Annotated in this window: 23 protein-coding genes and 2 tRNA genes; 15 read left to right on the top strand and 10 right to left on the bottom strand. The window is 68.4% G+C overall.

Annotation, left to right across the window (positions count from 1 at the left end):
- Genes yidD through rpmH form a run of 3 tightly spaced genes read right to left on the bottom strand, consistent with a single transcriptional unit; the run spans position 1 to position 935 of the window.
- Complete coding sequence (gene yidD, locus AB0878_RS47630; protein WP_366589870.1) at positions 1–333, bottom strand: membrane protein insertion efficiency factor YidD; 333 nt, start codon at positions 331–333, stop codon at positions 1–3.
- Positions 334–338: 5 nt separating this feature from the next.
- Entirely contained in the window at positions 339–770 is a 432-nt protein-coding gene (gene rnpA / locus AB0878_RS47625) for a ribonuclease P protein component (protein ID WP_360607482.1), read from the bottom strand.
- A gap of 21 nt (positions 771–791) precedes the next feature.
- Positions 792–935 (bottom strand): 50S ribosomal protein L34, encoded by a 144-nt coding sequence (rpmH, locus tag AB0878_RS47620; RefSeq protein ID WP_285971341.1) that lies wholly within the window; start codon positions 933–935, stop codon positions 792–794.
- Between the two features lie 599 nt (positions 936–1,534).
- Between rpmH and dnaA the strand changes: the two genes are divergently transcribed.
- The 9 genes from dnaA to AB0878_RS47575 all read left to right on the top strand — a co-directional run bounded on the left by dnaA (position 1,535) and on the right by AB0878_RS47575 (position 13,986).
- A complete protein-coding gene (dnaA, locus tag AB0878_RS47615) occupies positions 1,535–3,253 on the top strand; it encodes a chromosomal replication initiator protein DnaA (protein WP_366589866.1) in 1,719 nt (572 codons plus the stop codon).
- 1,080 nt (positions 3,254–4,333) lie between these two features.
- Positions 4,334–5,467 carry a DNA polymerase III subunit beta gene (dnaN, locus tag AB0878_RS47610; RefSeq protein WP_285971339.1) on the top strand — a complete coding sequence of 378 codons (1,134 nt, stop codon included), beginning with the start codon at positions 4,334–4,336 and terminating at the stop codon, positions 5,465–5,467.
- Positions 5,468–5,514: 47 nt separating this feature from the next.
- Complete coding sequence (gene gnd, locus AB0878_RS47605) at positions 5,515–6,405, top strand: phosphogluconate dehydrogenase (NAD(+)-dependent, decarboxylating) (RefSeq protein WP_366589863.1); 891 nt, start codon at positions 5,515–5,517, stop codon at positions 6,403–6,405.
- A gap of 12 nt (positions 6,406–6,417) precedes the next feature.
- On the top strand, positions 6,418–7,572 hold the full coding sequence (gene recF / locus AB0878_RS47600; RefSeq protein WP_364053914.1) for a DNA replication/repair protein RecF: 1,155 nt from the start codon (positions 6,418–6,420) through the stop codon (positions 7,570–7,572).
- A gap of 247 nt (positions 7,573–7,819) precedes the next feature.
- Complete coding sequence (locus AB0878_RS47595) at positions 7,820–8,314, top strand: DciA family protein (protein ID WP_366589896.1); 495 nt, start codon at positions 7,820–7,822, stop codon at positions 8,312–8,314.
- A gap of 197 nt (positions 8,315–8,511) precedes the next feature.
- A complete protein-coding gene (gene gyrB / locus AB0878_RS47590) occupies positions 8,512–10,479 on the top strand; it encodes a DNA topoisomerase (ATP-hydrolyzing) subunit B (RefSeq protein WP_366589861.1) in 1,968 nt (655 codons plus the stop codon).
- A 48-nt stretch (positions 10,480–10,527) separates the two neighbouring features.
- On the top strand, positions 10,528–13,158 hold the full coding sequence (gyrA, locus tag AB0878_RS47585; RefSeq protein ID WP_366589859.1) for a DNA gyrase subunit A: 2,631 nt from the start codon (positions 10,528–10,530) through the stop codon (positions 13,156–13,158).
- 35 nt (positions 13,159–13,193) lie between these two features.
- Positions 13,194–13,862: a DUF3566 domain-containing protein gene (locus tag AB0878_RS47580; protein ID WP_366589856.1), complete on the top strand. Its 669-nt coding sequence runs from the start codon at positions 13,194–13,196 to the stop codon at positions 13,860–13,862.
- A 50-nt stretch (positions 13,863–13,912) separates the two neighbouring features.
- Positions 13,913–13,986 (top strand) — tRNA-Ile (locus tag AB0878_RS47575).
- 113 nt (positions 13,987–14,099) lie between these two features.
- Here AB0878_RS47575 and AB0878_RS47570 read toward each other — a convergent pair.
- Genes AB0878_RS47570 through AB0878_RS47550 form a run of 5 tightly spaced genes read right to left on the bottom strand, consistent with a single transcriptional unit; the run spans position 14,100 to position 17,886 of the window.
- Positions 14,100–15,362 (bottom strand): tyrosine-type recombinase/integrase, encoded by a 1,263-nt coding sequence (locus tag AB0878_RS47570; RefSeq protein WP_366589853.1) that lies wholly within the window; start codon positions 15,360–15,362, stop codon positions 14,100–14,102.
- Positions 15,329–15,625, bottom strand: a complete 297-nt coding sequence (locus tag AB0878_RS47565; RefSeq protein WP_366589851.1) for a helix-turn-helix domain-containing protein — start codon at positions 15,623–15,625, stop codon at positions 15,329–15,331. Before AB0878_RS47565 ends, AB0878_RS47570 begins: the two co-directional genes overlap by 34 nt.
- A gap of 44 nt (positions 15,626–15,669) precedes the next feature.
- Complete coding sequence (locus AB0878_RS47560) at positions 15,670–17,046, bottom strand: replication initiator (protein ID WP_366589849.1); 1,377 nt, start codon at positions 17,044–17,046, stop codon at positions 15,670–15,672.
- Entirely contained in the window at positions 17,046–17,333 is a 288-nt protein-coding gene (locus AB0878_RS47555) for a hypothetical protein (RefSeq protein ID WP_366589847.1), read from the bottom strand. The genes AB0878_RS47560 and AB0878_RS47555 overlap by 1 nt, the downstream gene beginning before the upstream one ends.
- Positions 17,326–17,886 (bottom strand): hypothetical protein, encoded by a 561-nt coding sequence (locus AB0878_RS47550; RefSeq protein ID WP_366589845.1) that lies wholly within the window; start codon positions 17,884–17,886, stop codon positions 17,326–17,328. The genes AB0878_RS47555 and AB0878_RS47550 overlap by 8 nt, the downstream gene beginning before the upstream one ends.
- 127 nt (positions 17,887–18,013) lie before the next feature.
- On the opposite strand from AB0878_RS47550, the gene AB0878_RS47545 reads away from it, so the two are divergent.
- Both AB0878_RS47545 and AB0878_RS47540 read left to right on the top strand, forming a co-directional pair.
- Positions 18,014–18,379, top strand: coding sequence for a GntR family transcriptional regulator (locus AB0878_RS47545; protein WP_366589842.1), 366 nt, complete (start codon positions 18,014–18,016; stop codon positions 18,377–18,379).
- Between the two features lie 264 nt (positions 18,380–18,643).
- The gene (locus AB0878_RS47540) at positions 18,644–19,882 is read left to right on the top strand and encodes a helix-turn-helix transcriptional regulator (protein ID WP_366589840.1); all 1,239 of its coding nucleotides are present in this window, start codon (positions 18,644–18,646) and stop codon (positions 19,880–19,882) included.
- Between the two features lie 470 nt (positions 19,883–20,352).
- On the opposite strand, the gene AB0878_RS47535 is transcribed toward AB0878_RS47540, so the two are convergent.
- Together AB0878_RS47535 and AB0878_RS47530 are read right to left on the bottom strand one after the other, a co-directional pair.
- Positions 20,353–20,423, bottom strand: a tRNA-Val gene (locus AB0878_RS47535).
- A gap of 294 nt (positions 20,424–20,717) precedes the next feature.
- Positions 20,718–20,870: a hypothetical protein gene (locus tag AB0878_RS47530; protein WP_366589837.1), complete on the bottom strand. Its 153-nt coding sequence runs from the start codon at positions 20,868–20,870 to the stop codon at positions 20,718–20,720.
- A 376-nt stretch (positions 20,871–21,246) separates the two neighbouring features.
- Between AB0878_RS47530 and AB0878_RS47525 the strand changes: the two genes are divergently transcribed.
- The 4 genes from AB0878_RS47525 to AB0878_RS47510 all read left to right on the top strand — a co-directional run bounded on the left by AB0878_RS47525 (position 21,247) and on the right by AB0878_RS47510 (position 23,846).
- Positions 21,247–21,501: a hypothetical protein gene (locus AB0878_RS47525; protein WP_366589835.1), complete on the top strand. Its 255-nt coding sequence runs from the start codon at positions 21,247–21,249 to the stop codon at positions 21,499–21,501.
- Between the two features lie 451 nt (positions 21,502–21,952).
- Positions 21,953–22,342: a hypothetical protein gene (locus AB0878_RS47520; RefSeq protein WP_366589832.1), complete on the top strand. Its 390-nt coding sequence runs from the start codon at positions 21,953–21,955 to the stop codon at positions 22,340–22,342.
- Complete coding sequence (locus AB0878_RS47515) at positions 22,282–23,109, top strand: hypothetical protein (RefSeq protein ID WP_366589830.1); 828 nt, start codon at positions 22,282–22,284, stop codon at positions 23,107–23,109. The genes AB0878_RS47520 and AB0878_RS47515 overlap by 61 nt, the downstream gene beginning before the upstream one ends.
- A gap of 152 nt (positions 23,110–23,261) precedes the next feature.
- On the top strand, positions 23,262–23,846 hold the full coding sequence (locus tag AB0878_RS47510) for a phosphotransferase (RefSeq protein ID WP_366589828.1): 585 nt from the start codon (positions 23,262–23,264) through the stop codon (positions 23,844–23,846).
- Positions 23,847–23,942 lie beyond the last annotated feature (96 nt).

The raw sequence follows: 23,942 nt of genomic DNA, 5'->3' as shown, positions 1-23,942 counted from the left end.
CTACTCCTCGATCGGTGTTTCAGGCATGCGGTGGCGCCAGGAGAACTTCTCCGGCACCGGGTCGCGACCGGGTGGGGTCCACGGGCCGCAGCGCAGCAACCGGCGCAGCGCGAGGTAGGAGCCGCGGCCGGCACCGTGCCGGGTCAGGGCTTCGACTGCGTACGCGCTGCAGCTCGGGTAGAAGCGGCAGGCCGGCGGCAGGAAAGGCGAGATCGCCTTGCGATAGAACTTGATGGGGAGGAGCAGTACCCACGCCACCGGCCCGGGGCGGCGCGGGGCCGTTTCCCCGGTGACGTCGGTGCCGCCGTGGGTGTGCTCGGGAGTGGCTTGCATTGCCGTTACACCGCTGATCCGTGGTCGGGGGCCGCGTCCTGCTGACGCGGTTGCCGGGGAGCACTTTCCCCGGCGGTGCGGCGGGACGAGGTGAGTCCGAGCCGGCGCAACGCCGCGTCGAGATCGGCGCCGAGCTCCGCGCTCGAAGCGGACGCCGCCGGAGGTAATGCCCGTACGACCAACGAGCTGCCCGGGGGCAGTGTTCCGAGTCGGGCCGAAACGAGATGCCGCAGTTGCCTGGTCACCCGGTGGCGCACCACCGAATTGCCGACAGCCTTGCTCACCACAAAACCCGCCCTGGCCGCATCGGGTGCGGCCGCGGACGGGTCCGTGGTCAACGCGTGGACGACGAGGCGACGCCTGCCTGCCCGGGAGCCCCGGCGGAGAACGACCCGGAAGTCTTCACTCCGCCGTAGACGTGCGGCTGCGGGCAGCACGGCGCGCCTCGACGAGCCGGATCAGGCGGACAGCGCGGCGCGGCCCTTGCGACGACGAGCCCCCAAGATGGCCCGGCCGGCACGGGTCCGCATGCGGAGGCGGAAACCGTGGGTCCGCGCGCGTCGGCGGTTGTTCGGCTGGAAGGTGCGCTTACCCTTGCTCACTGCTACTCCTGTGTCTCGGCCGTCGGGCGACGGATTTTCGGCCGTCTACCGGCATGTCGTGCGGTCGCACGGCAGTCTCTGGTGTCTCCTACCAACGTGTGGCCTCGTCACGACGAGCGACGACATACGTGGGCACGCGAAACGCACCCGTCGCTTACGGGAGACCTTACGAGGGTACGCACCCCGGTCGGGAGCCGTGTAGGCACCCCCTCCGCCACGCTCGGCGACCGGCCCTCGACCTCGCCTTCCCCCACGCCGGGGCACCGAATGGCAACACGCCGTACACCGTGAAATGCTTGCGCCCGACGACGGCTTGTGGCAGCGGGCGAGGCTTGTTAGGTTGCCTCTTCCGGGTCGCCCGGTCTCGAGGCGAGCGGCGGTATCGCCACCGGGGTGTGGAGGCGCCCACGGCGAACGCCGAGCCCGCAGGTGGCGTGGCTGCGGGCAGCCGTACATTAGTGCACAGCTGTGGACAACTATGTGGATATTCGCTGTGCCCGCGCGCAGGTCGGTCCAAGATGACGTCCAGGGGAGTGTTTCACGGGCGTGCTTGGGGTGATTCCGCCGTTCACGCCGACGAGGGGAGGGGAGCCAGACAGGTGTCCGAGCACCAGCACAATCTGGGCGTCATCTGGGAGCAGGTGGTGCGGGAGCTGTCCGACGGCACCCTCTCGCCGCAGCAACGAGCCTGGATGCGGGTGACGAGGCCCATCGGCCTGCTCGACGGCACCGCCCTGCTGGCTGCCCCCAGCGACTTCGCGAAGGAAGCGATCGAACGCGCGCTGCGGGGCGCGATCACCGACGCCCTCTCCCGCCGGCTCGGCCGCGCGGTGTCGCTCGCCGTGAAGGTCGACAGCGCCGAGGCCATCGCGCCCGCGCCGCGCTACGTGCCCTCACCCCCTCGGGTGGAAAACGGGCACCCCGACAACGGCCGCGCCGACAACGGGCACCTGGAACCCGGGCACCTCGACCCCACGCACGTCGAGAACGGCCGGCCGGACAACGGCCGGCTCGAGAACGGCCGCCTCGACAACGGTTCCGTCGCGCAGCAGCGCCCGCCGATCGACGGCGCCTCCATGGCCGCCGCGCGCGCCGCCCGGCCCGAGCCGCCGCGCCAGCGCCCGGTACCGCAGCCGGCTCCGCTCGAGGAGTCCGACGACCCGAACGAAGAAGTGGACGAGGAAGGCGAAGCTCTCGCCGCCGTCCACGAGATCTGGCCGACGTTCTCCGGCCAGCCGATCGCGGGGCAGCCCTACACCGCGCCCGCGCAGCCGCAGACGTCGAAGACGAAGCTCAACGAGAAGTACACGTTCGACACGTTCGTGATCGGCGCGTCCAACCGGTTCGCCCACGCGGCCGCGGTGGCCGTGGCCGAGGCGCCGGCCCGCGCGTACAACCCGCTGTTCATCTGGGGTGAGTCCGGGCTCGGCAAGACGCACCTGCTGCACGCCGTGGGCCACTACGCGCAACGGCTGTTCCCCGGCATGCGCGTGCGCTACGTCTCGACCGAAGAGTTCACCAACGACTTCATCAACTCGCTGCGAGACGACCGCAAGGTCGCCTTCCAGCGGCGTTACCGCGACATCGACATCCTGCTCGTCGACGACATCCAGTTCCTGGAAGGCAAAGAAGGTACGCAGGAAGAGTTCTTCCACACCTTCAACACCCTCCACAACGCGAACAAGCAGATCGTCGTCAGCTCCGACCGCCCGCCCAAGCGCCTCGAAACGCTGGAGGACCGGCTGCGGACGCGGTTCGAGTGGGGCCTGATCACCGACATCCAGCCGCCCGAGCTCGAAACCCGCATCGCCATCCTGCGCAAGAAGGCCGCGCAGGACCGGCTGGCGGTGCCGGGTGAGGTGCTGGAGTTCATCGCCTCCCGCGTGGAGGCGAACATCCGCGAGCTCGAGGGTGCGCTGATCCGCGTGACCGCGTTCGCGTCGCTCAACCAGCAGGCCGTGGACGTCGGGCTCGCCGAGATCGTGCTGCGCGACCTGATCCCCGACTCGCACGCGCCGGAGATCACCGCGCCGACGATCATGGGCGTCACCGCGGAGTTCTTCGACGTCACGCTCGACGACCTCTGCGGGCCGGGCAAGACGAAGGCGCTCGCCACGGCACGCCAGATCGCGATGTACCTGTGCCGCGAGCTCACCGACATGTCGCTGCCGAAGATCGGGCAGACGTTCGGCGGCCGCGACCACACGACCGTGATGCACGCGGACAAGAAGATCCGCAAGGAGATGGCCGAGCGCCGGCGCATCTACGACCAGGTGCAGGAGCTCACGTCGCGGATCAAGCAGCGGGCTCGGCAGTAGCTTCGGAGCTTCACCAGGAGGGCGTCGCCTACGGGCGGCGCCCTCCTTTTATATAGGCGGCCGCGACAGGCCCCCGGTGACGCTCGCAGTCCGACGCTCGCAGTCCGACGCTCGCAGTCCGACGCTGAGGCTCGGCACCGAGGCCGCCATCCGCCCACAGCGACATCCACACCGCACCCCACGCGCTCGCCCCATCACCCACCGCGAGCCCGATTTCTCTTACCACACAATGCCTTCCACAACGCCACGGGTCCAACGTGGACGAAGCATCCGTACACAGGCGAAGCAGCGGAGCAAGCGGCGTGTGCCGTCGCCCACGTACGTACGCGTACGCAGCCATCCCCAAACTCATTGATACACAAGCAGTTTTCCCCACCCTGTGCGCAGTTTGTGCACAACTCCAGCGGATCCGTCAGCTGCACCGACGCCGAAACGGTCCACATCCCGCCCACACGGAATCCACAGACTTTCCACAGGGCTGTCCACGGGGATTCCACAGGTTGCCCACACGTGATCCACATCGGGAGCCCGTCACTCTCCAGGGCGATTCGGACCCGTTTCCGCACCCACAGAACCTGGGTACAACTCCCCTCACACCTGGGGACAACCATGGGGACAACCGGCCCGAGATGTGGATGGATCGCGGCCGGCCCGAAACCATCCACGGACCGCCCGAACCATCCACCGATCCACCACCAGGACTCTCCACACGCCGACGCACCCGCCGACCTGCGCGAACGAGCTCTGTCCACACAACCCACAGCCCCTATTACTGCTACTGCTCTTAGATCTTTTGAAAGAAAGAACAAAACAAAAACAGGCGATGGACGAAGTTGGGGACAAGCCGTCGAGCCTGTCTCCTTGTCGACAAAGTCAAGGGGAGGCCGAGGTGACGGGACCCCCGGCGACGGCCTAACGTGGATGCCTGCACCTGGTCCGTTCCTGTGCGCCGATCCCGGCACGCCGAAACGGGCCGGCCCGGTGGGGACTCGGTCGCGGCGTACTCGGCGCAGTACTCGTGGACCGCCAGCCACCGACCCTTCACGAGCCGAGGGGCTCGGCTGTCGAAAGGATGCGCGCATGAAGATCCGCGTCGAGCGCGACGGGCTTGCCGACGCCGTCGCCTGGGTGGCCAGGAGCCTCCCGTCCCGGCCTCCGGTGCCGGTGCTGGGCGGTGTGCTGCTCGACGCGGGTGCGGACGGCGAGTCCGACGCCCTCACTGTGTCCGGCTTCGACTACGAGGTCTCCGCCACGGTGGGCGTCCCCGCGACGATCGCCGACGGCGGCCGCCTCCTCGTCTCCGGCCGTCTCCTCGCCGACATCACGAAGGCGCTGCCCGCGCAGCCGGTGGAGATCTCCGTCGATGGCGCCCGCGCCACCATCACGTGCGGCAGCGCGCGCTTCTCCCTGCCGACCATGCCCGTCGAGGACTACCCGCAGCTGCCGTCGCAGCCCGCCTTCGCGGGTGAGCTCACCGGCGACACGTTCGGCCAGGCCGTGACCCAGGTCGTCACGGCCGCCGGCAAGGACGACACGCTCCCGATGCTCACCGGCATGCGCCTGGAGATCTCGGGCGAGACCCTCACGCTCGTCGCCACCGACCGCTTCCGCCTCGCCATGCGCGAGTTCACCTGGAAGCCGGCCGAAGGCCTGCCCGACGCCGCGGTGCTCGTCCCCGCGCGCACGCTCGCCGAGGCCGCGAAGACGCTCGGCGGCGCCGGCAGCACCGTGCGCCTCGCGCTCGCCAGCGGCGAAGGCCTCCTCGGCCTCTCGGGCAACGGCCGCTACACCACCACCCGCCTCCTCGACGCGGAGTTCCCGCCCTACCGCCAGCTGCTGCCGGCGACGCACACGTCGCGTGCCGTGATCGAGGTGTCGGCGCTCGCCGAGTCGATCAAGCGCGTGTCGCTGGTCGCCGAACGCGGCACGCAGGTGCGGCTGGAGTTCGCCGACGGGTCGCTGCGGCTTTCCGCCGGCGGCGACGACGAGGGCAGCGCCGAAGAAGAGCTGCAGGTCGACTACGAAGGCGAACCGGTCACCATCGCCTTCAACCCCGGCTACCTCGTCGACGGGCTCGGCGCGCTGCACAGCGACCGCGCGGAGCTCACCTTCACCACCCCCAACCGGCCGGCGCTCATCAAGCCCGCCGACGCCGAGGGCAACGTCGTCCCCGGTTACCTCTACCTGCTGATGCCGGTCCGGCTCCCGGGCTGACCGGCGCGTCACAACCGCGGATTTTTGTTCCTACCTAAGGGGATCTCATGGTTCAGCTCGGTCTCGTGGGCCTGGGCAAGATGGGCTTCAACATGCGCGAGCGGCTGCGTGCCGCCGGGCACGAGGTCGTGGGCTACGACCGCAACCCGGCCGTCAGCGACTCCGAGTCGCTCGCCGACCTGGTGTCCAAACTGGAGGGTCCGCGCATCGTCTGGATCATGGTCCCCGCCGGAGACCCGACGCGGGCGACCGTGGTTGAGCTCAGCCAGTCGCTGTCCGAGGGCGACCTCGTGATCGACGGCGGCAACTCGAAGTTCACCGACGACAAGCTGAACGCGGACCTGCTGGCGGCCAAGGGCATCGGCTACCTCGACTGCGGTGTGTCCGGTGGTGTGTGGGGCAAGGACAACGGTTACGGCCTCATGGTCGGCGGCGCCGAGTCCGACGTCGCCCGCGCGATGCCGATCTTCGACACGCTGCGTCCGGAAGGCCCGCGTGAAGAAGGCTTCTCGCACGCCGGCTCGGTGGGCGCCGGCCACTACGCGAAGATGATCCACAACGGCATCGAGTACGGCATCATGCAGGCTTACGCCGAGGGCTTCGAACTGCTCGAGGCCGCGCACGTGGTCAAGGACGTGCCCGCCGTGATCAAGGGCTGGCAGCGTGGCACCGTCGTGCGGTCCTGGCTGCTCGACCTGCTGGTGCGCGCGCTGGAGGAGGACCCGGAGCTCGACGACCTCGAGGGTTACGTCGAAGACTCGGGCGAGGGTCGCTGGACGCTGGAGGAAGCCGTGAACAACGCGGTGCCAGCGCCGGTGCTGTCGGCCGCGCTGTTCGCCCGGTTCTCTTCGCGGCAGAAGGACTCCGCCGCGATGCGCGCCGTCGCCGCGCTGCGCAACCAGTTCGGTGGCCACGCTGTGAAGAAGGCCGGGAGCTAGCCTCCCCACCCCGTGTATCTGCGACATCTCCAGGTCACCGACTTCCGGTCCTGGCCGCAAGCCGACCTCGCCCTCGAACCGGGGCCGGTCGTACTTGTCGGTCAGAACGGCCGGGGGAAGACGAACCTGCTCGAGGCGATCGGCTACGTCGCGACCCTGGGTTCCCACCGGGTCGCGACGGACGCCCCGCTGATCCGGCACGGGTGCGAGCGCGCGCTCGTGCGCGTTGCCGTGGTCAACGACGACCGCGAGCTCACCGTCGAGCTCGAGATCACGGCCGGCCGGGCCAACCGCGCCCGCGTGAACCGGGGCGCGGTCGGCAAGCCGCGCGACGTGCTCGGGATCCTGCGCACGGTGCTGTTCTCCCCGGAGGACCTGGCGCTCGTGCGCGGGGACCCGAGCGAGCGCCGCCGGTTCATGGACGAGCTGCTCGTGCTTCGCGCGCCCAGGTACGCGGGCGTGCGCGCGGACTACGAGAAGGTGCTGAAGCAGCGCAACGCCCTGCTCAAGACCGCGGGCAAACGCCGCACCGGCAAGGAGGACCCGTACGCGCTCTCGACGCTCGACGTCTGGGACGACCACCTGTCGGTGGCCGGCGCCCAGCTGCTGGCGGCGCGGCTGAACCTCATCGCCGACCTCGGGCCGTACGCGGCGGAGGCGTACATGGGGGTCGCGCCGGACTCGCGGCCGGCGTCGATCGCGTACAAGTCGTCGCTCGGCGAAGCGCTGCCACCGGGCTACGGCGTGGCCGGCGGCGAGCGGGCGGACGCGGAAGTGCTGCGTGAGCTGCTGCTCAAGGCGCTGGCCGACGTCCGCCGCAACGAGCTGGAGCGCGGCATCAGCCTCGTCGGCCCGCACCGCGACGAGCTGGAGCTGATCCTGGGCGAGGCGCCGGCGAAGGGGTACGCGAGCCACGGCGAGTCGTGGTCGTTCGCGCTGGCCCTTCGGCTCGGCAGTTACGAGCTCCTGCGTGGCGAAGCGGGCGAACCGGTGCTGCTGCTGGATGATGTGTTCGCCGAGCTCGACCGCAAACGGCGGGCGCGGCTCGCGGAGGTCGCCGCGGGTGCCGAGCAGGTGCTCATCACGGCGGCGGTGGACGAGGACGTGCCGTCGGAGCTGGCCGGAAGCCGGTTCGTGGTGGCTGATGGCGAGGTCAACCGTGCCTGAGTTCTCGGCCCCAAGATCAAGTCGGCCACGGCGGGTGACCGCGGTCACAGAAGTTACCCACCGATCTGGGGACAAACCTGTGGACAGTGTGGATAAACCCGTGAACGGGTTATCGCCGCGCGTGACGAAACGGCCTGATGAGGGCCTTGACATCGCCCAAGCGGGGAATCACCCACGTGGGCAAGCCGGTTCCGGTACCGAGCGTGACGCGTCCGCTGGGCCGAACGGGAAGCCCTCCGGGCGGGACCTGGCGCACGCCGCGTTGGAGGCCGCCAAGGCCAAGGCGAAGGAACGCGGTGCGCCGCCGAACCTGCGCCGCGGCCGGATCACGGGCGGCGGGGGTCAGAACCCGCGCCGTCGTCGCTGGTCAGGGCCCGGAGCCGACGCACGCGACCCGCAGCCGCTCGGCCGGCTCGTCTCGCGGCTGGTCTCCGACAGCGGCTGGCAGGACACGATGACCAACGCGCGCGTGTTCGGGCAGTGGGCCCGGCTGGTGGGCGAGGACGTCGCCGAACACGCCCAGCCGGTGGCGCTCAAGGACGGCGAGCTGACCGTCCGCGCGAGCTCCACGGCGTGGGCCACGCAGCTGCGGCTGCTGCAGGGCAAGCTCATCGCGAAGATCGCCGCGGGGGTCGGCAACGGCGTCGTGAAGCGCATGCGGATCCAGGGTCCGACGGCACCGAGCTGGCGGAAAGGACCGCGGGTCGTGCCGGGCCGCGGGCCGCGTGACACGTACGGCTGACTCCGGTTGCGCGGCGGCGGGTGAGTTCCCCGAGAACCGCTTGACAACCCGCGAGCTACGAGATGACTCGCCTTCGAGCGATTTCGCGGCTCTGTGACGCAGTGAGGGGTGTCCTTGCCGCATGTCAGCGCGCGCGGGCAAGTACACTGGAGGAGTAGCGAGCGTCTGCTCGGGCGAGACGAGGAGAAACAACGCCGGTGACCGAGAACAAGAGCGAGTACAACGCGTCGTCCATCACCGTGCTCGAAGGCCTCGAAGCGGTCCGCAAGCGCCCCGGTATGTACATCGGTTCCACCGGTGAGCGCGGTCTCCACCACCTGGTTCAGGAGGTGGTGGACAACTCCGTGGACGAGGCGATGGCCGGCTACGCGACCAAGGTCGAGGTTACTCTCCTCGCCGACGGTGGTGTCCGGGTCGTCGACGACGGCCGCGGCATTCCGGTGGACATGCACCCCAAGGAGCAGAAGCCGACCCTCGAGGTCGTGCTCACCATCCTGCACGCGGGCGGCAAGTTCGACAGCGACTCCTACGCGGTGTCCGGCGGCCTGCACGGCGTCGGCGTCTCGGTGGTGAACGCGCTGTCGACGAAGCTGCTCGCGGAGATCAAGGTCGGCGGCCGCAGCTGGCGCCAGGAGTACACCAACCAGATCCCCGGACCGCTGGAGGACCTCGGCCCGGCCGACGGCACCGGCACCACGATCACCTTCTGGGCCGACTCGAACATCTTCGAGACCACCACGTACAACTTCGAGACGATCTCGCGTCGGCTGCAGGAGATGGCGTTCCTCAACAAGGGCCTCACCCTGTCGCTGCGCGACGAGCGCGTGGCCGACGAGGAGACCGAGGAAGACGCGGAGGGCAAGCAGGCCCGCGTCAAGGAGAAGGTCTACTGCTACCCCGGCGGGCTCGAGGACTTCGTCAAGCACATCAACGGCAGCAAGGACCCGATCCACGAGAGCGTGATCTCGTTCGACGCGAAGGGCCCCGGCCTCGAGGTCGAGGTCGCGATGCAGTGGAACAACGGGTTCACGCCGTCGGTGTACACGTTCGCCAACACGATCAACACCCACGAGGGCGGCACCCACGAAGAGGGCTTCCGCGCGGCGCTCACGCGCGTGGTCAACGCGTACGCGCGCGACAAGAAGCTGCTCAAGGAGAAGGACGCCAACCTCACGGGTGACGACGTGCGCGAGGGTCTCGCCGCGATCGTGTCCATCAAGCTCTCCGAGCCGCAGTTCGAGGGCCAGACGAAGACGAAGCTGGGCAACAGCGAGGCCAAGACGTTCGTGCAGCAGCAGTCGAACGAGTGGCTGGCCGACTGGTTCGAGCGCAACCCCACCGAGGCGAAGACGATCATCAACAAGTCGATCTCCTCGGCGCAGGCGCGCATGGCCGCCCGCAAGGCGCGGGACCTGGTGCGCCGCAAGGGCGCGCTGGAGATCGGCGGCCTGCCGGGCAAGCTCAAGGACTGCCGTTCCAACGACCCCGGCGAGTGCGAGCTCTACATCGTGGAGGGCGACTCGGCCGGCGGCTCGGCCAAGGAAGGCCGCGACTCGATGTACCAAGCGATCTTGCCCATCCGGGGCAAGATCATCAATGTGGAGAAGGCGCGCATCGACCGCGTCCTCAAGAACACCGAGGTCCAGTCGCTGATCACGGCGCTGGGCACCGGCATCCACGACGACTTCGACCTCTCGAAGCTGCGCTACCACAAGATCGTGCTGATGGCCGACGCCGACGTCGACGGCCAGCACATCACCACGCTGTTGCTCACTCTGCTGTTCCGCTTCATGAGCCCGCTGATCGAACACGGCCACGTGTTCCTTTCGCGGCCGCCGCTGTACAAGATCAAGTGGCCGCGCCAGGACCCGGAATACGCGTACTCCGACAAGGAGCGCGACGCCGTGATCCAGGCGGGTGTCGAGGCCGGCCGCCGGCTGCCGAAGGACGACGCGATCCAGCGCTACAAGGGTCTCGGCGAGATGAACGCCGAGGAGCTGTGGGAGACCACGATGGACCCGGCCAACCGCCTGCTGGGCCAGGTCACCCTCGACGACGCCGCGCAGGCCGACGACCTGTTCTCCGTCCTCATGGGCGAGGACGTGGAGGCCCGGCGCTCGTTCATCACGCGCAACGCCAAGGACGTGCGCTTCCTGGACGTGTAGCCGTCCGCTGCCCCCTGACTGCCCAGACCTTTCCCCGAGAAGGAACCCATGACGGAAACCTTGCCGCCGGAGCACGACCGCATCGAGCCGGTCGACATCCAGCAGGAGATGCAGCGTTCCTACATCGACTACGCCATGAGCGTGATCGTGGCGCGGGCGCTGCCGGATGTGCGCGACGGTCTCAAGCCGGTGCACCGGCGCGTGCTCTACTCGATGTTCGACTCCGGTTTCCGGCCGGACCGCGGGTACAACAAGTGCTCCCGCGTCGTCGGCGACGTCATGGGCAACTACCACCCGCACGGTGACTCGGCGATCTACGACGCCCTCGTGCGCCTGGCCCAGCCGTGGTCGATGCGCTACCCGCTCATCGACGGGCAGGGCAACTTCGGTTCGCCGGGCAACGACCCCGCCGCCGCCATGCGGTACACGGAGTCGCGCCTCGCGCCGCTGGCGATGCAGATGCTGGCGGACATCGAAGAGGACACCGTCGACTTCCGCGACAACTACGACGGCCGCACGCAAGAGCCCAACGTGCTGCCGGCGCGGTTCCCGAACCTGCTGGTCAACGGCAGTTCCGGCATCGCGGTCGGCATGGCGACCAACATCCCGCCGCACAACCTGCGCGAGGTCGCTGACGGCGTCGTGTGGGCGCTGGAGAACTACGAGGCGTCCGACGACGAGCTGCTTGCGGCGCTGCTCACGCGCATCAAGGGTCCGGACTTCCCGACCAAGGCGATGATCCTCGGCACGTCCGGGATCGAGGACGCGTACCGCACCGGCCGCGGGTCCGTGCGCATGCGTGCGGTCGTCGAGGTGGAGGAGGACGCGAAGGGGCGCACCACGCTCGTCGTGTCCGAGCTGCCGTACCAGGTGAACCCGGACAACCTCGTCGAGAACATCGCGCACCTCGTGCGCGACGGCAAGCTCACGGGCATCGCCGACATCGCCGACGAGTCCAACAGCCGTTCCGGCATGCGGATCGTGATCACGCTCAAGCGCGACGCCGTGGCGAAGGTGGTGCTGAACAACCTGTTCAAGCACACCCAGCTGCAGCAGAACTTCGGCGTGAACATGCTGGCGATCGTCGACGACGTGCCGCGCACGCTGCGGCTCGACCAGATGATCCGGCACTACGTGAAGCACCAGGTCGAGGTCATCGTCCGGCGGACCAAGTTCCGCCTGCAGAAGGCCGAGGAGCGCGCGCACATCTTGCGCGGTCTGGTCAAGGCCCTGGACATGCTGGACGAGGTCATCGCCCTGATCCGGCGCTCGCCGTCGGCCGACGAGGCGCGGCCGGGCCTGATGGAGCTCCTCGACATCGACGAGATCCAGGCCACGGCGATCCTCGACATGCAGCTGCGCCGGCTGGCCGCCCTCGAGCGTCAGCGCATCATCGACACCCTGGCCGAGATCGAGCTGGAGATCGCGGACCTCAAGGACATCCTCGAGAAGCCGGAGCGCCAGCGCGCGATCATCCGCGACGAGCTCATGGAGATCGTCGACAAGTACGGCGACGACCGGCGCACGAAGATCATCCCGTTCGACGGCGAGGTGTCGGTCGAGGACCTGATCGCGGTCGAGGACGTGGTGGTCACCATCACGCGCACCGGCTACGCGAAGCGCACGAAGACCGACCTGTACCGCTCGCAGAAGCGCGGTGGCAAGGGCGTGCAGGGCGCCACGCTGAAGCAGGACGACATCGTGCAGCACTTCTTCGTGTGCTCCACGCACGACTGGATCCTGTTCTTCACGAACAAGGGCCGCGTCTACCGCACGAAGGCGTACGACCTGCCCGAGGCCAACCGCAACGCGCGCGGCCAGCACGTGGCCAACCTGATGGCGTTCCAGCCGGACGAGCAGATCGCCCAGGTCATCGAGATCCCGAACTACGAGGTGGCGCCGTACCTGGTGCTGGCCACGCAGAAGGGGCTCGTGAAGAAGACCAAGCTCACCGACTTCGACTCCAACCGCGCGGGCGGCCTCATCGCCGTCAACCTGCGGGAAGGCGACGAGCTGGTGGGCGCCGTGCTGGCGGCGGCGGAGGACGACCTGCTGCTCGTGTCGGCCGGCGGCCAGTCGATCCGCTTCCACGCGACCGACGAGGCGCTGCGTCCGATGGGCCGCGCGACGTCCGGCGTGCTCGGCATGCGGTTCAACGACGGCGACGAGCTGCTCGGCATCAGCGTGGTCAAGCCCGACAAGTTCCTGCTGGTCGCGACCGACGGCGCGTACGCCAAGCGCACGCCGATCGAGGACTACCCGGTGCAGGGCCGCGGCGGCAAGGGTGTGCTGACCATCCAGCACGACACCAAACGTGGGAGGCTGGTGGGTGCACTCATCGTCGACGAGGACGACGAGCTGTTCGCCATCACCTCGAGCGGTGGGGTCATCCGCACGCCGGCGCGCGACGTGCGCAAGGCCGGTCGCCAGACCAAGGGCGTGCGGCTGATGAATCTGGCGGAAGGTACGACTCTTCTCGCGGTCGCACGCAACGCGGACGAGGGGTCGGACGTCGCCAATGGTGGCGAGGACTCCGCGGATGCTTCCGAGGTTTCGGAAGGTTCGGAGGCTTCTGAAGCTTCGGTGGACGAGGCTGTGGAGACCCCCGCCGCCGACGGCGAGGCGACCAGCGCGCCCGAGGAGAGCACGGAAGAAGACGGCACGGCGCCGGAGCAGTGAGCGGCGCCCCACGCACGGGTAAGGACTGACTCTTCGTGACACCATCCGAGAAGGCAGACGGCACGTCGTCGAGCCCACCCTGGCAGCGCACCGCCAAGGACGGCGGCGGCGATTCGGAGGCCACGGTCTCGACCGGAATCGCCACCGACGATGTGGTCTACTCGGATCATGAGCAGGACGGACCGCGCGTGAGCGAGAGCGACTACCCCGCGGTGAGCGGCACGGCCGCGCCCCGGCTCTTCGGAGCCGAGGGCGCGCCGCCCGCCCCGGCCGCCGACGTCCCTTCGGCCGGCCGCACCCGCCCCACCCCGAGCGCCCTGCGCCGCCCGGGCCGCGGCCCGCGTCGCGCGTCGCTGCAGATCAAGCGCTTCGACCCCTGGTCGGTGCTGAAGCTGTCGCTCGTCCTGGGCGTCGCGATGTTCTTCGTGTGGCTGGTCGCCGTCGGCGTGCTCTACACGGTCCTCGACGGCATGGGCGTCTGGGACAAACTGAACGGCACCTACTCCTCCCTGGTCGGCGGCGAGGGCGCCAACGCCTCCACCGAACCCCTCATCAGCGCCGGCCGCGTTTTCGGCATCGCCGCCATCCTGGGCGCGATCAACATCGTGCTGGTCTCCGCCCTGGCCACGGTGAGCGCCTTCATCTACAACGTCTCCGCCGACCTCGCGGGCGGCCTCGAAGTCACCCTGTCGGAAAGGGAGTAACCCGGTTGCAGGGCCCCTCCGGGGGTCCTGTAAAGTTCTCCTCGTTCGACGGGCCCATAGCTCAGGCGGTTAGAGCGCTTCGCTGATAACGAAGAGGTCCCAGGTTCAAGTCCTGGTGGGCCCACAAACACGAAAAACCCCCGCTACCGGCAGGTTCGCGGGGGTTTTGTCGTTAGTGGACTATTCGATTTTCGGTCCGATCTCAGGCGTAGGCAGCGAAAAGGCAGCATCGCCCGGCTACACCGCTGCGAGCGCCCCGCCATCGTCGTCGGGGTCGTCGTCTCCGAGGGCTCCCAGGATGGCTTCGTGGTCCTCGGTTTTGCGGACGTAGAACTTGAGCGTGGTGGTGACGTTCTCGTGCCCCATGACGCGCTGGACCTTGTTCACCGGCACACCGTCGTCGGCGAGCCAGGTCCCGTAGCTGTGGCGCAAGTCGTGGAATGAGGCTCCGCCGTGGTGGTAGCGCGCAATCTCCGCCACTGCGTCCCGCTCGCGCTCCCACAGCGCCGCGTGAGCCATGCCGTCACGGCCCGTCCATGTGGCCTTGAACCGGTCCCCAGCGTGCTCGAGGTTTCCGAGCAGGCCGGCGCGCACCAGGGTCGGGCGCCACACCCGAGCGCGGAACAACGTGCGGCGGAGCGCACCACCGGCCTCGTTGGTGAACAGCATCCGGGCCGGACCCTCCACCGGGTAGCGCTCCAGGTGGGCCCTCAGCTCGCTCACCACCCATGCCGGCAGGGGCACGGTACGACGCCCGGCGCGGGACTTCGGGTACGGCTTGAACGAGGTCGACCCGGCAACCTCGATCACAGTCCGGATCACCCGCACGTTGCCCGCGTCGAGGTCAACGGCGTCCATACACAGTGCGATGACCTCACCCCAGCGCAGGCCGGAGAACGCGGCCGTGGCCACCAGTGCCCGGTACCGGTCCGGCGTGGCGGGCAGGATCAGGTCCCGCACCTGACGACGGGTGACGATCTTGTCGTCAGTGTCGTGCACGCGTCGGCCGGGCACCTTCACGTCCTCGGCCGGGTTGTGTCCGATCAGCCGGTTGCGGACGGCGGAGCGCAGGACACCAGAGGTCAGCCGCTTGCACTCGGCAACGGTCGACCGGGCGAGCTTGCCGGTCAGCTCGGTGACCCACGCCTGGACCGACAGGTGATCGATCTTGGCGAGCTGCCAACTGCCCCACTGCGGCAGGACGTGCGTGCGCATGATTGAGGTGTCCCGCGCAACTGTGGTGGCCTCGTTGTTCCAGGAGGCCATCCAGGCGTGGGCATGGTCCTCGAACAGCGTCCGGCCGGCATGGGGTGAGACGTACATGCCACCGGACTTGGACGTCTCGACCTGGGCGAGGAACGCGCTCGCCTCCCGCTTGGTGGCGAACGTCTTCGAGCGCTGTTTGCCGGATGGCTCGCGCCAGAACGCCTTCCACTTGCCCGCGTCGGTGCGGTTGACGAAGCCCATCAGGCGCCCACCGCCGACAGCGAGTCGAGCCATTCGGCGAACCGCTTGCGGGAGATCACCCAGCGGCGGCCGACCCTGAACGCGGGGATGGTGCCGTCCTTGACGTACTGGTAGGTGACGCCCCGGGACAGGTTGAGCAGGTAGGCGACCTCCAGGACGGTGTATGTGGCTTTGTGCGGGTCGATCATCGGGGCGTCCCCGGCGAACAGCGCGTCGCCGTGCTGCTCCGTGTGGAGCTGCTCCGGGGAGGCGTCGGTGGTGGCGTAGCGCGGCAGTTGGATCAAGTGCCCGTTCATGGTTTTGCCTTTCGTATCAACAGTTTCCGGTGACGCGGGGTGCGTCAGCCGGGGGAGTCGTCCTGGCCGTCCAGGCGACGTCTGGCGAGGTGGATTTCGGCGAACACGGCCGCGAGGCGGCGTTCAGCCTCGGTCCGGTAGCCGATGCCGGTCATGACCCAGTCACCGACCGCATGGAGGGTCTCGCCGTCGGCGATGCCTAGGTCCTGGCGTTCCTGGTCGAGGCGGTACTCGGTCCGGGTGCGGCGGATCTCGCCGAAGGTGGTGGAGTAGCGGCGGGACTTGGTCAGGAAGTGGCCACGGAACCCGAGCATGTGCGCCCAGCGACGGAGGTTCAGCTCCTCGAACTCGGGCAGCCCGCCCAGCGCCCAGGCGGTGCGCATGAGCTGCTTGTGGTGCTCGCGGACCGGCAGGTCTTCGATGTGCTCGGCCGAGCGGATGCGGAAGTCCGCGCCCTCGGTGAGCCGGGTGCCCTTGGTGGCGTACTTGGCGATGTAGCCCGCGACGCCCTGGTCACGCCAGGCCCTGCCGTCCTGACCAGTGGAGGCGATGGTCTCGACGTCGACTTGAGCGCCCCAGGTCAGGTCCCGGACCCCGATCGCGGGCGAGTCGGGGGAGTGCACCACGACGGAGGCGGCGGCGTCGCGGATGATCGCGCTCAGCAGCTCGTCGGTGACGTCGGCCGGCGGGGTCGGTCCTGTCGGGCCTTCGGGGCCGTCGATGCGGACGACGGCGTGGAAGTGGATGAGGCCGCGTCGCTGGTACTCGGCGACCTTGGCGTAGGACAGGCGCAGGGTGTTCCGCAGCTCAGCGGCACGCACGCCCAGGGCGCGGGCGAGCTTGCGGTTCACGGCGATGGTGAAGCGGCGCCACAGCTCCCCGGCGTGGGACTGCCACAGCACCGCGCTGGTGTAGTCGTAGGTGGCGGGGTCGAGCGGGGTGCCGACTGCGTCGTCGTACTCGGAGTGGCGGGCTCCGCAGGCGCAGCGGCGGTACGCGCCGTGGCGGAACGGTCGGGAATGGACCTTGCCGAACGAGGGGGCGGTGAGGGTGGCGAACACCCGCAGGTGGGAGTCCACAGTGTCCGGGACGCCCTTGCCACCGGAGATGCCCGCGCGGATGAGGTGGAACGTGTCGTGCGCGTAGTGGGCTGAGCAGGACTCGCACACCGAGGCGCGGCGGTTCTTGCACGGCACGAACACGCTGCCGGAGAACTCCCCGACCACGTTTCCGGCACCGTCCATCAAGGACGATCCACCGGTCATCCGGACCGGCTTCACGCAGCCACGGGCGGCCTTGACCTTCCCGGCCCAGGTGTCGAAGTCCCCACGCGCGAGCACGTGCGCCAGCGCGGGATCAAGGTTGCCCGACTCGGTGAACGCGCTCACCAGCTCGCGGAAGCCCAGCTCAGCGGCACCCATCAGCGGATCACCCCGGTGACGTCCTCGGGGACCTCGCGCGGGGCCATCAGCGCGGGCGGGATCACGCCGGCATGGCTGCCCGGGATGGGGTAGGCGGTGTCCTCGCCGGTGAAGTCGAATGCGTCGTCATCGGCGACGAGGACGTCCCACTCGCCCGGCTCCAGCGCGAGCCTGCCTGTCACGACGTCAGCCGCGAATCCCGGCAGCTCAGCAAACCGCGAGCGAGCGAAGGACAGCCCGGTCAGCGGGTTGGTGTCGGCGAAGGTGAACGTCATCGGCTCAGGCACGGCCCATCACCGCCGTGAGCAGGTCGCACTTGAGCAGCGACGCCCGGTCCATCCGGCGGCGCGAGCCCCACACCCGACGCACCTGCTTACGCCACTGGGTGTCCGCGAGGTGGCCGCGAGCGCTTGCCGAGCACACCCCGCTCCACTCCTGCGCGATCTCCCGCACCTGCGCCACACCCAGCCGGGCCAGGCCCTCTAGGAGGAGCCCGATCAGCACCTCAGCCGACATGCCGAACTCCAGCTCGGCACCCGAGGCGTGAAGCGCCACCTGCACCTCCGTCGCGTCGAACAGGTGCACGCCATCCGGCAGCGACACCGCGACCGCCGCACCCCACCCGACCTCGCGGAACCAGCCGCCACCCACCGGGACCTCACGCGCGGGCGGCTGGTGAGCACCGAACACGAACGCCCCCTCGTTCACCCAAGCCGGAGACAAGCTCACAGCCCCGAACAGCAGCGAGTTGCAGATCAGCACCGGGCTGGCCTCAGGCCCACCGGAACGCTGAGGCGGGATGGTCTCCCCCTGCGGACGGGGTGCGGTTGCGACGGTCATCGGTCCTCCCGTGTCAGTTCGTACTATTACGTTCTACTACAGCCAAGGTAGCACGTACTAGTACGGCGTCGTTTACGCCGATCAGGTGATCTAGTACGAGGTAGTGCGGACTAGGTACAGTTGAGGGATGGAGCTTTCAAGGGCGGACGGGCACCCCTACCAGGCGTTAGCTGCGGATATCGTCGGCAAGATCGAAAGCGGCGAGCTGCAAGAGGGTGACCAGATCGAGTCCGTCCGCACCCTGTCGAAGGCGTACGGAGTGACCAACGCGACCGCGCAGAAGGCGGTCAAGCAGCTCACGCAGGACGGATACGCGAAGACGGTTCCGGGGCTCGGCATCTTCGTCACTGGCCGTTCTGAGCGCGCGCCGGCCGACGAGGCGTCGAACCCGATCGACGAGATTCATCAGCAGTTGGATGCACTCCAGGCGACCGTGTCCGGGCTTGCCCAGCGCCTCGAACGCCTGGAGAGCGTGTCACCGGAGAAGAGCTGAGCGCGTCAACGGGCAAGCGGTCGACACGCTGCGCAACTACCTCGACTTGTGCCCGGATCTCGGCGACACGCTGGGCGATCGTTGCGAGTTGGCTAGGTGTGACGTCCATGTCGTTAACGATCGTCGAATATCACCGAGGGCCACAGTGTTAGTCCTAGTGATGATCTGGTGACACGGTGACAAGGCCGCATCACCTGCGTGACACCCCCGTTGCTGACGAGCAGATGCCACACTGGGGAGAGGCAGAGCGAAGGAGGGAAGCGGATGAGCGCTGAGTTCCCCGCGTGGGCTCAACGAATCCGTGCTCTACGTGAAGCGCGTGGCCTGTCGCAGGCTCAAGCAGCCGAGGAGATGCGAAACCACGCCGACAGGCAGCTCCCGGCGGCTGACCACCTGCTTCGTCGGTGGAAGGCGTGGGAGCTGGGGGAGAACAAGCCCGGCCGCGACTACGCACCTCTCGTTGCAGCAACGCTCCGGACTGTCACTGCCGCACTCTTTCCACCAGTGCAGCAGACCGATTCCGGCTTGACTGTCCTCAGTGCCACCGGCATGGACACCCTCGAAATCGTCAGTCGATTGCAGGTGTCCGACGTGAACGACGCAACCCTTGAGGGCATTCGGATAACGGTCGACAAGCTCTGTTCCGAGTACGCGTATGCGCCGCCGTACGAGCTGATCACGGAAGGCCGGCAGTGGCTCCGGCGGATGGTCGAAATGCAGGAGCAGCGCCTGAGCTTCCGCCAGCGCCGCGACACACTCGAACTCGCTGGCTGGCTTGCCTTGCTGGTCGGATGCCTGGAGTACGACCTGGGCGACCGTAGGGCGGCGGAGGCGACACGCAAGATTGCCCTGAGCTTGGGCGAGGACGTCGGCAGCGCGGGAATTCTCGGCTGGGCGCACGAAATGCGTGCCTGGTTTGCGCTCACGACGGGCGACTATCGAGGGGTTCTCGCAGCCGCCGAAGCTGGACAAGCCGCGTCGGGGAATCACAGCGTTTCGGTACAGCTCATCGCGCAGGAAGCAAAAGCCTGGGCACGAATGGGGCAATTCAAGGAGATGGAGCAGGCGCTCGACAGAGGGCGGTTGGCCCTAGAGCGAATGCCGTACCCCGAAAATACAGCGAACCATTTCGTTGTCGACCCAGCGAAATACGACTTCTACGCGATGGACTGCTACCGGCACGTCGGGAACGATCGCCTGGCGCGCACGCTTGCCGACGAGATCATCCGATCCAGCACCGACTGGAACGGCAACGAGCGGATGCCGATGCGCGTTGCGGAGGCGCGGATCACGCTGGGCGTCGCGGCTGCCAGGGAAGGTGACGTCGAGGAAGCAGTGGCGCACGGGCGGAAGGCCATCACCGGGCCTCGGAAGTCACTGCCGTCTCTGGCCATGGTGTCGAGGGACCTGGACAAGGTTCTCGCCGACAACTTCCACGGCCAGGCTGACGCCGACGCCTACCGTGAGCAGCTCCGGGAGATCAGCCAGCCGAACAGCCGGTGACACGGCGGGCATGGTGAGAACTTTCTTTACTGGATCAAGGCGGCCCCTCCGGGGCCGCTCGGCCCGACCCTTTGCCCCGGCCAAGCCCTCGCCGGGGCGTGCGGGCTGGCGCCCGGTCCCCGGCGAGTCGGCCGGGGCGGAAGGCCGATAGCCACGGTGGTCCTGATCGAAAAGAGCAATGTCCTCGCCGGACGGGCAGGTCTCCGAGATGGCCGGCGGGGGAGCACCGGTTGCGTCCGTGAGTGACCTGTCGCCATCCCGACGACCTCCCCAAGGGCTATCACGCCGCGTCAAGGGGGCGACTCGCAGAGGTGCGCTCAGCCGGGCAGAAGGTGCCCCCTTGACGCGACGTGATCGGGCTACGCCAGGTCGACGAGATGGCGAAGAGGCCACCCACTTGCAGGGGGCCCTGCGGAACCGCCGTCGTGCCAACAAAAAAACCCGGGAGCGGCGTTGTGCCGCTCCCGGGGAAGCCTGGGCGGGATTCGAACCCGCGACCAACCCTTCGTTAGAGAGTTGCTCTATCCGCTGAGCTACCAGGGGATGTATCCAAGGTCATCATACCACAGGCCCAGTCGTGTGCCGTGGGTGCAAACTAGGGGAAGGCCAGGCAGCCGTGAGGCAGCGAACGCAACGTCACTCACCGAGCCTCGATGATCAGCAAAGGAACATCACCGCAGCTCAGGGGCACTGAATGGCACGGGGTGGCAGCTGGGATCATGGCTGATAACGAAGAGGTCCCAGGTTCAAGTCCTGGTGGGCCCACCCAGGTCAAAGCCCGGTTCGCAGAGGTCGCGAACCGGGCTTTTTTGTGCCCGGGTGACTAACTGGGTGACTAAGCCGCCCCGTTCTCCTCTCCGTCCCCGAAAATCTCGTCCATGGCTTCAGCCCCGTGCTCGACGACCGGGCGAAGCTGGTGCCGGTAAACAAGTTCGGTGACCGCGGTGCCGTTGTGGCCCATCAGACGCGAGATCTGCTCGATCGGCATCCCTCGATCCGAGAGCAGTGAGACGAAGCTGTGCCGCAACTCTCGGGGGTGTCCAGTCCTTCGGGTCCAGGCCGGCTCGCTTCACCACCTTGCGGAAGGCCCGCCGAACGTTCGCGGCGTCGAGCAGAGTGCCGACGTCGGACGCGAACACCAGGTCGGTCTCCCGCCACCGATCGCCGGCGATGCGCCGCGCGAAGTCCTGCTTCACGCGCTGGACGCGTAAGGCCTCGACGCACCGTTGTGGGAGCGCGAGCGAGCGCCGTGACTTCCGGGTCTTGGTGTCGCCGTGCTCGCGCACCGACCGCCACACCATGACGTGCGGCAGAGTCTCGCCGGTGGCTGGTCACCGCGGGGTCCCCAGAGCTACGGTCCAGGCGTGGGTGGCTTCCCGTTCCTCGTAGCCTTCGCCGCCGTGTGGCTGGTGCTCGCGATGCTGCCGTGGCACCGGCGCATCCGCACCGGGGCGCTGGCCGCGGTGTTGCTCGCGTCCCTCGGTTTGTCGTTGTACGGCCATTTTTCCGGCGACCAGGCCCGCTTCTGGCCCATCCAGGTGTGGTTGATCGCCTTCGGCCCCGGCTGCTTGGCGGCACTCGCGCGGTTGATGGTCAGGAGGCGGCCGGCGCGGCCATGACTTGGGCACGTCGCCCACCCTCGGCAGCGGTAGCCGCTCGGCGAACGCCCGCGCCTGCGGGGTGTCCTCGATCTGCGTGGTCGTCCACGAGCGAGTGGGTGACGAAGTGGGTGACAATCAGGGTGGAACACCGTGGACGACTGTGGACGTTCGGAGATGCTCAAGTGCCAGGTTGGAGGCCGTGAGTACAAGGTCAACGCCCCACGGATTTGCCCTGATAACGAAGAGGTCCCCGGTTCAAGTCCTGGTGGGCCCACCCAGTTCGCCCGGTCATACTCGCGGAAAGCGCTCGTATGACTGGGTGTTTTTTTGTTTCTGGGGGGCGACCCCCCAGACCCCCACGGTGCGGAATGTGACTGACCCAGCGTTGGTGCGTTTTGGTGATGCTGTGGTGAGTGATCCTGCGTTGGTGAGTTGGCGTTGGTGAGCTGGTGTGGGGGAGACGGCGCGGATGAGCGGCTGGTCGGCGATCGAGGGCACGCACAGTTTCGTTGTCGGCGATCGCGCCGGTGCTGACGGATTGGCCAGAGCCTTGGCGGCCCACTGGTTCGCGCGGGTGGTCGCGCGGCCCGTGGGCCACGCCGGGTGGGCTGTCGATGCGTTGGACGAAGGGCCCTACCCGGTCAGCCCGTTGGGGTTCCGCACCTTTGACGCGGTCGGACGTGCCGCGGCGCTCGTCGCGCGCGACTTCGGCGGATACAGCCAGGGCGGCGGGCAGTGTGAGCCGGACATGCTGCACCTGTTCGCGGATGGGCCGATCGTCCACAGCAACCCTGGCGCGTGTCCGCCAATCCCCGATGTGGTCATCACGCCGGCGCCCCGGTCCGTGCCCTGGAGCTAGGCCCGCACAGCGCCGCCGCCGGCGCCGGCACGCTGGTCGGGCCCGACGACATCGAGTGGTCAGCGCTCAACCATGCCCACGGGTCCGCGGAGAACATTCCGGCCCTCATTCGCGCCCTCGCTCTGAACACCAGCACTTGGGACGCGACCCTCGGCGAGCTCTTCGGTGACGACCTCCTCCACCAAGGCGACTGTTACTCCGCGACTGCCCCGGCGCTTCCGTTCGTCGCCCAACTCGCGATATCGGATGCCTTGCCGCCGGCACGCCGCCTGGACCTCCACGTGTGGCTTCTCAGCGTAGCCGACTGCTGGGCGGCCAGTCTCCTCGCCGACGCCGACGCCGACCGGGCCGCCGCACAGAGACGTTTCCCGACCGCGGCGCCGTGGACGCAGGAGGTCCACCTCGCAGTCGGCGACCAAGTGTCCGCACTGCTGGGTCGCTGGCCGGCCGAGCCCCCTGCAATCCAATTCGCTCTGGCCTGCCTTGCGGCGCTCTACCCACAGCACAGCCAGCACCTGACGCACCAAACGGCCGCCCTCGCAGCTACCTACGCGGGCACTCAACCCGGCGTCTACGTCGAACTCGCGGCAGCTCTCCACCGCACTGACGACGATCAGGCCCTGGCCCTCGCTCACCAGATCGCCACCTGGGAGGACGACCTCGACCAAGACTGGCTCCACGCCCCCAACACCACCGCCGCCCTCCGCGCCGCCCACGCCCTGGCCACCGGCGCGCTACACCCCCTCAGCCACACCACAACTCCCTGACGTCCCTTGAGAACCGCGTCGACCGGACGTGCCGCCGGTGCTGGATCTGTCCGGTGTGGACAGTTTCGCCGGCGCAGTTGGTGAAATGCGGTCGGTCGGTTCGCCGAATGGTTGGCACAGCACGATTCCTGCAACGTCGACACACTGAGTTCGTGTGGCTGGGCGAAGGATGGGACAGCGTCGCGACGCTTGTCGACGGGCGGTGGGTCGAGCGGCGGCCGCGGCGGGCCGAGGTGCGTGAGCTGCTGCTGCGTGAGACGCGGGTGATGCCGTGGCTCTCGCAGCAGCTGCCGGTGTGGGTGCCGGTACCGGTCGTGTGGCGGGAGGAGCCGCTGGTGGTGCGGCACGAACTTGTGTCCGGCGGGCAGGCCGACGTGCTCACGGCGGGCCACGGCCGGGTGATCGGGGAGTTCCTGCGGGTGCTGCACGCGGTGGACGTCGGCGAGGCGGCCGCGCGGGGTGTGGTGGCCACGGATCGGGCCGAAGTGCTGGCGGAGTTCGCCGACGTCGTCGTGCCGTTGGTCGGAGGTGCGGCCTTGCTCGACGAGATCAGGGCGTTCCCCGTCGATGCGGTGGTGCACGCGGACCTCGGACCCGAGCACGTGCTGGTCGACGAAGGCCAGGTCAGCGGCGTGATCGACTGGTCGGACCTGTGCGTGGACGACCGGGCGCGGGACTTGGCGTGGGCGCTGTTCGGGGCGACGCCGGCGTTCGCGTTGGGGGTGGCCGAGGCCTAGGTGTACTGACCGGGGAGGTTGCGAACGTGGCGACACGTAGTCGGATGATCTTGGCGTGAGGGAGGGCCTCCGGGTTCGGTGTGGATTGCGACGTCA

The sequence above is a fragment of the Amycolatopsis sp. NPDC047767 genome (assembly GCF_040704195.1).
Classification (GTDB): Bacteria; Actinomycetota; Actinomycetes; order Mycobacteriales; family Pseudonocardiaceae; genus Amycolatopsis.
Note: the sequence above shows the minus strand (reverse complement) of the source record. Positions and strands in the feature narration are given on the sequence as shown.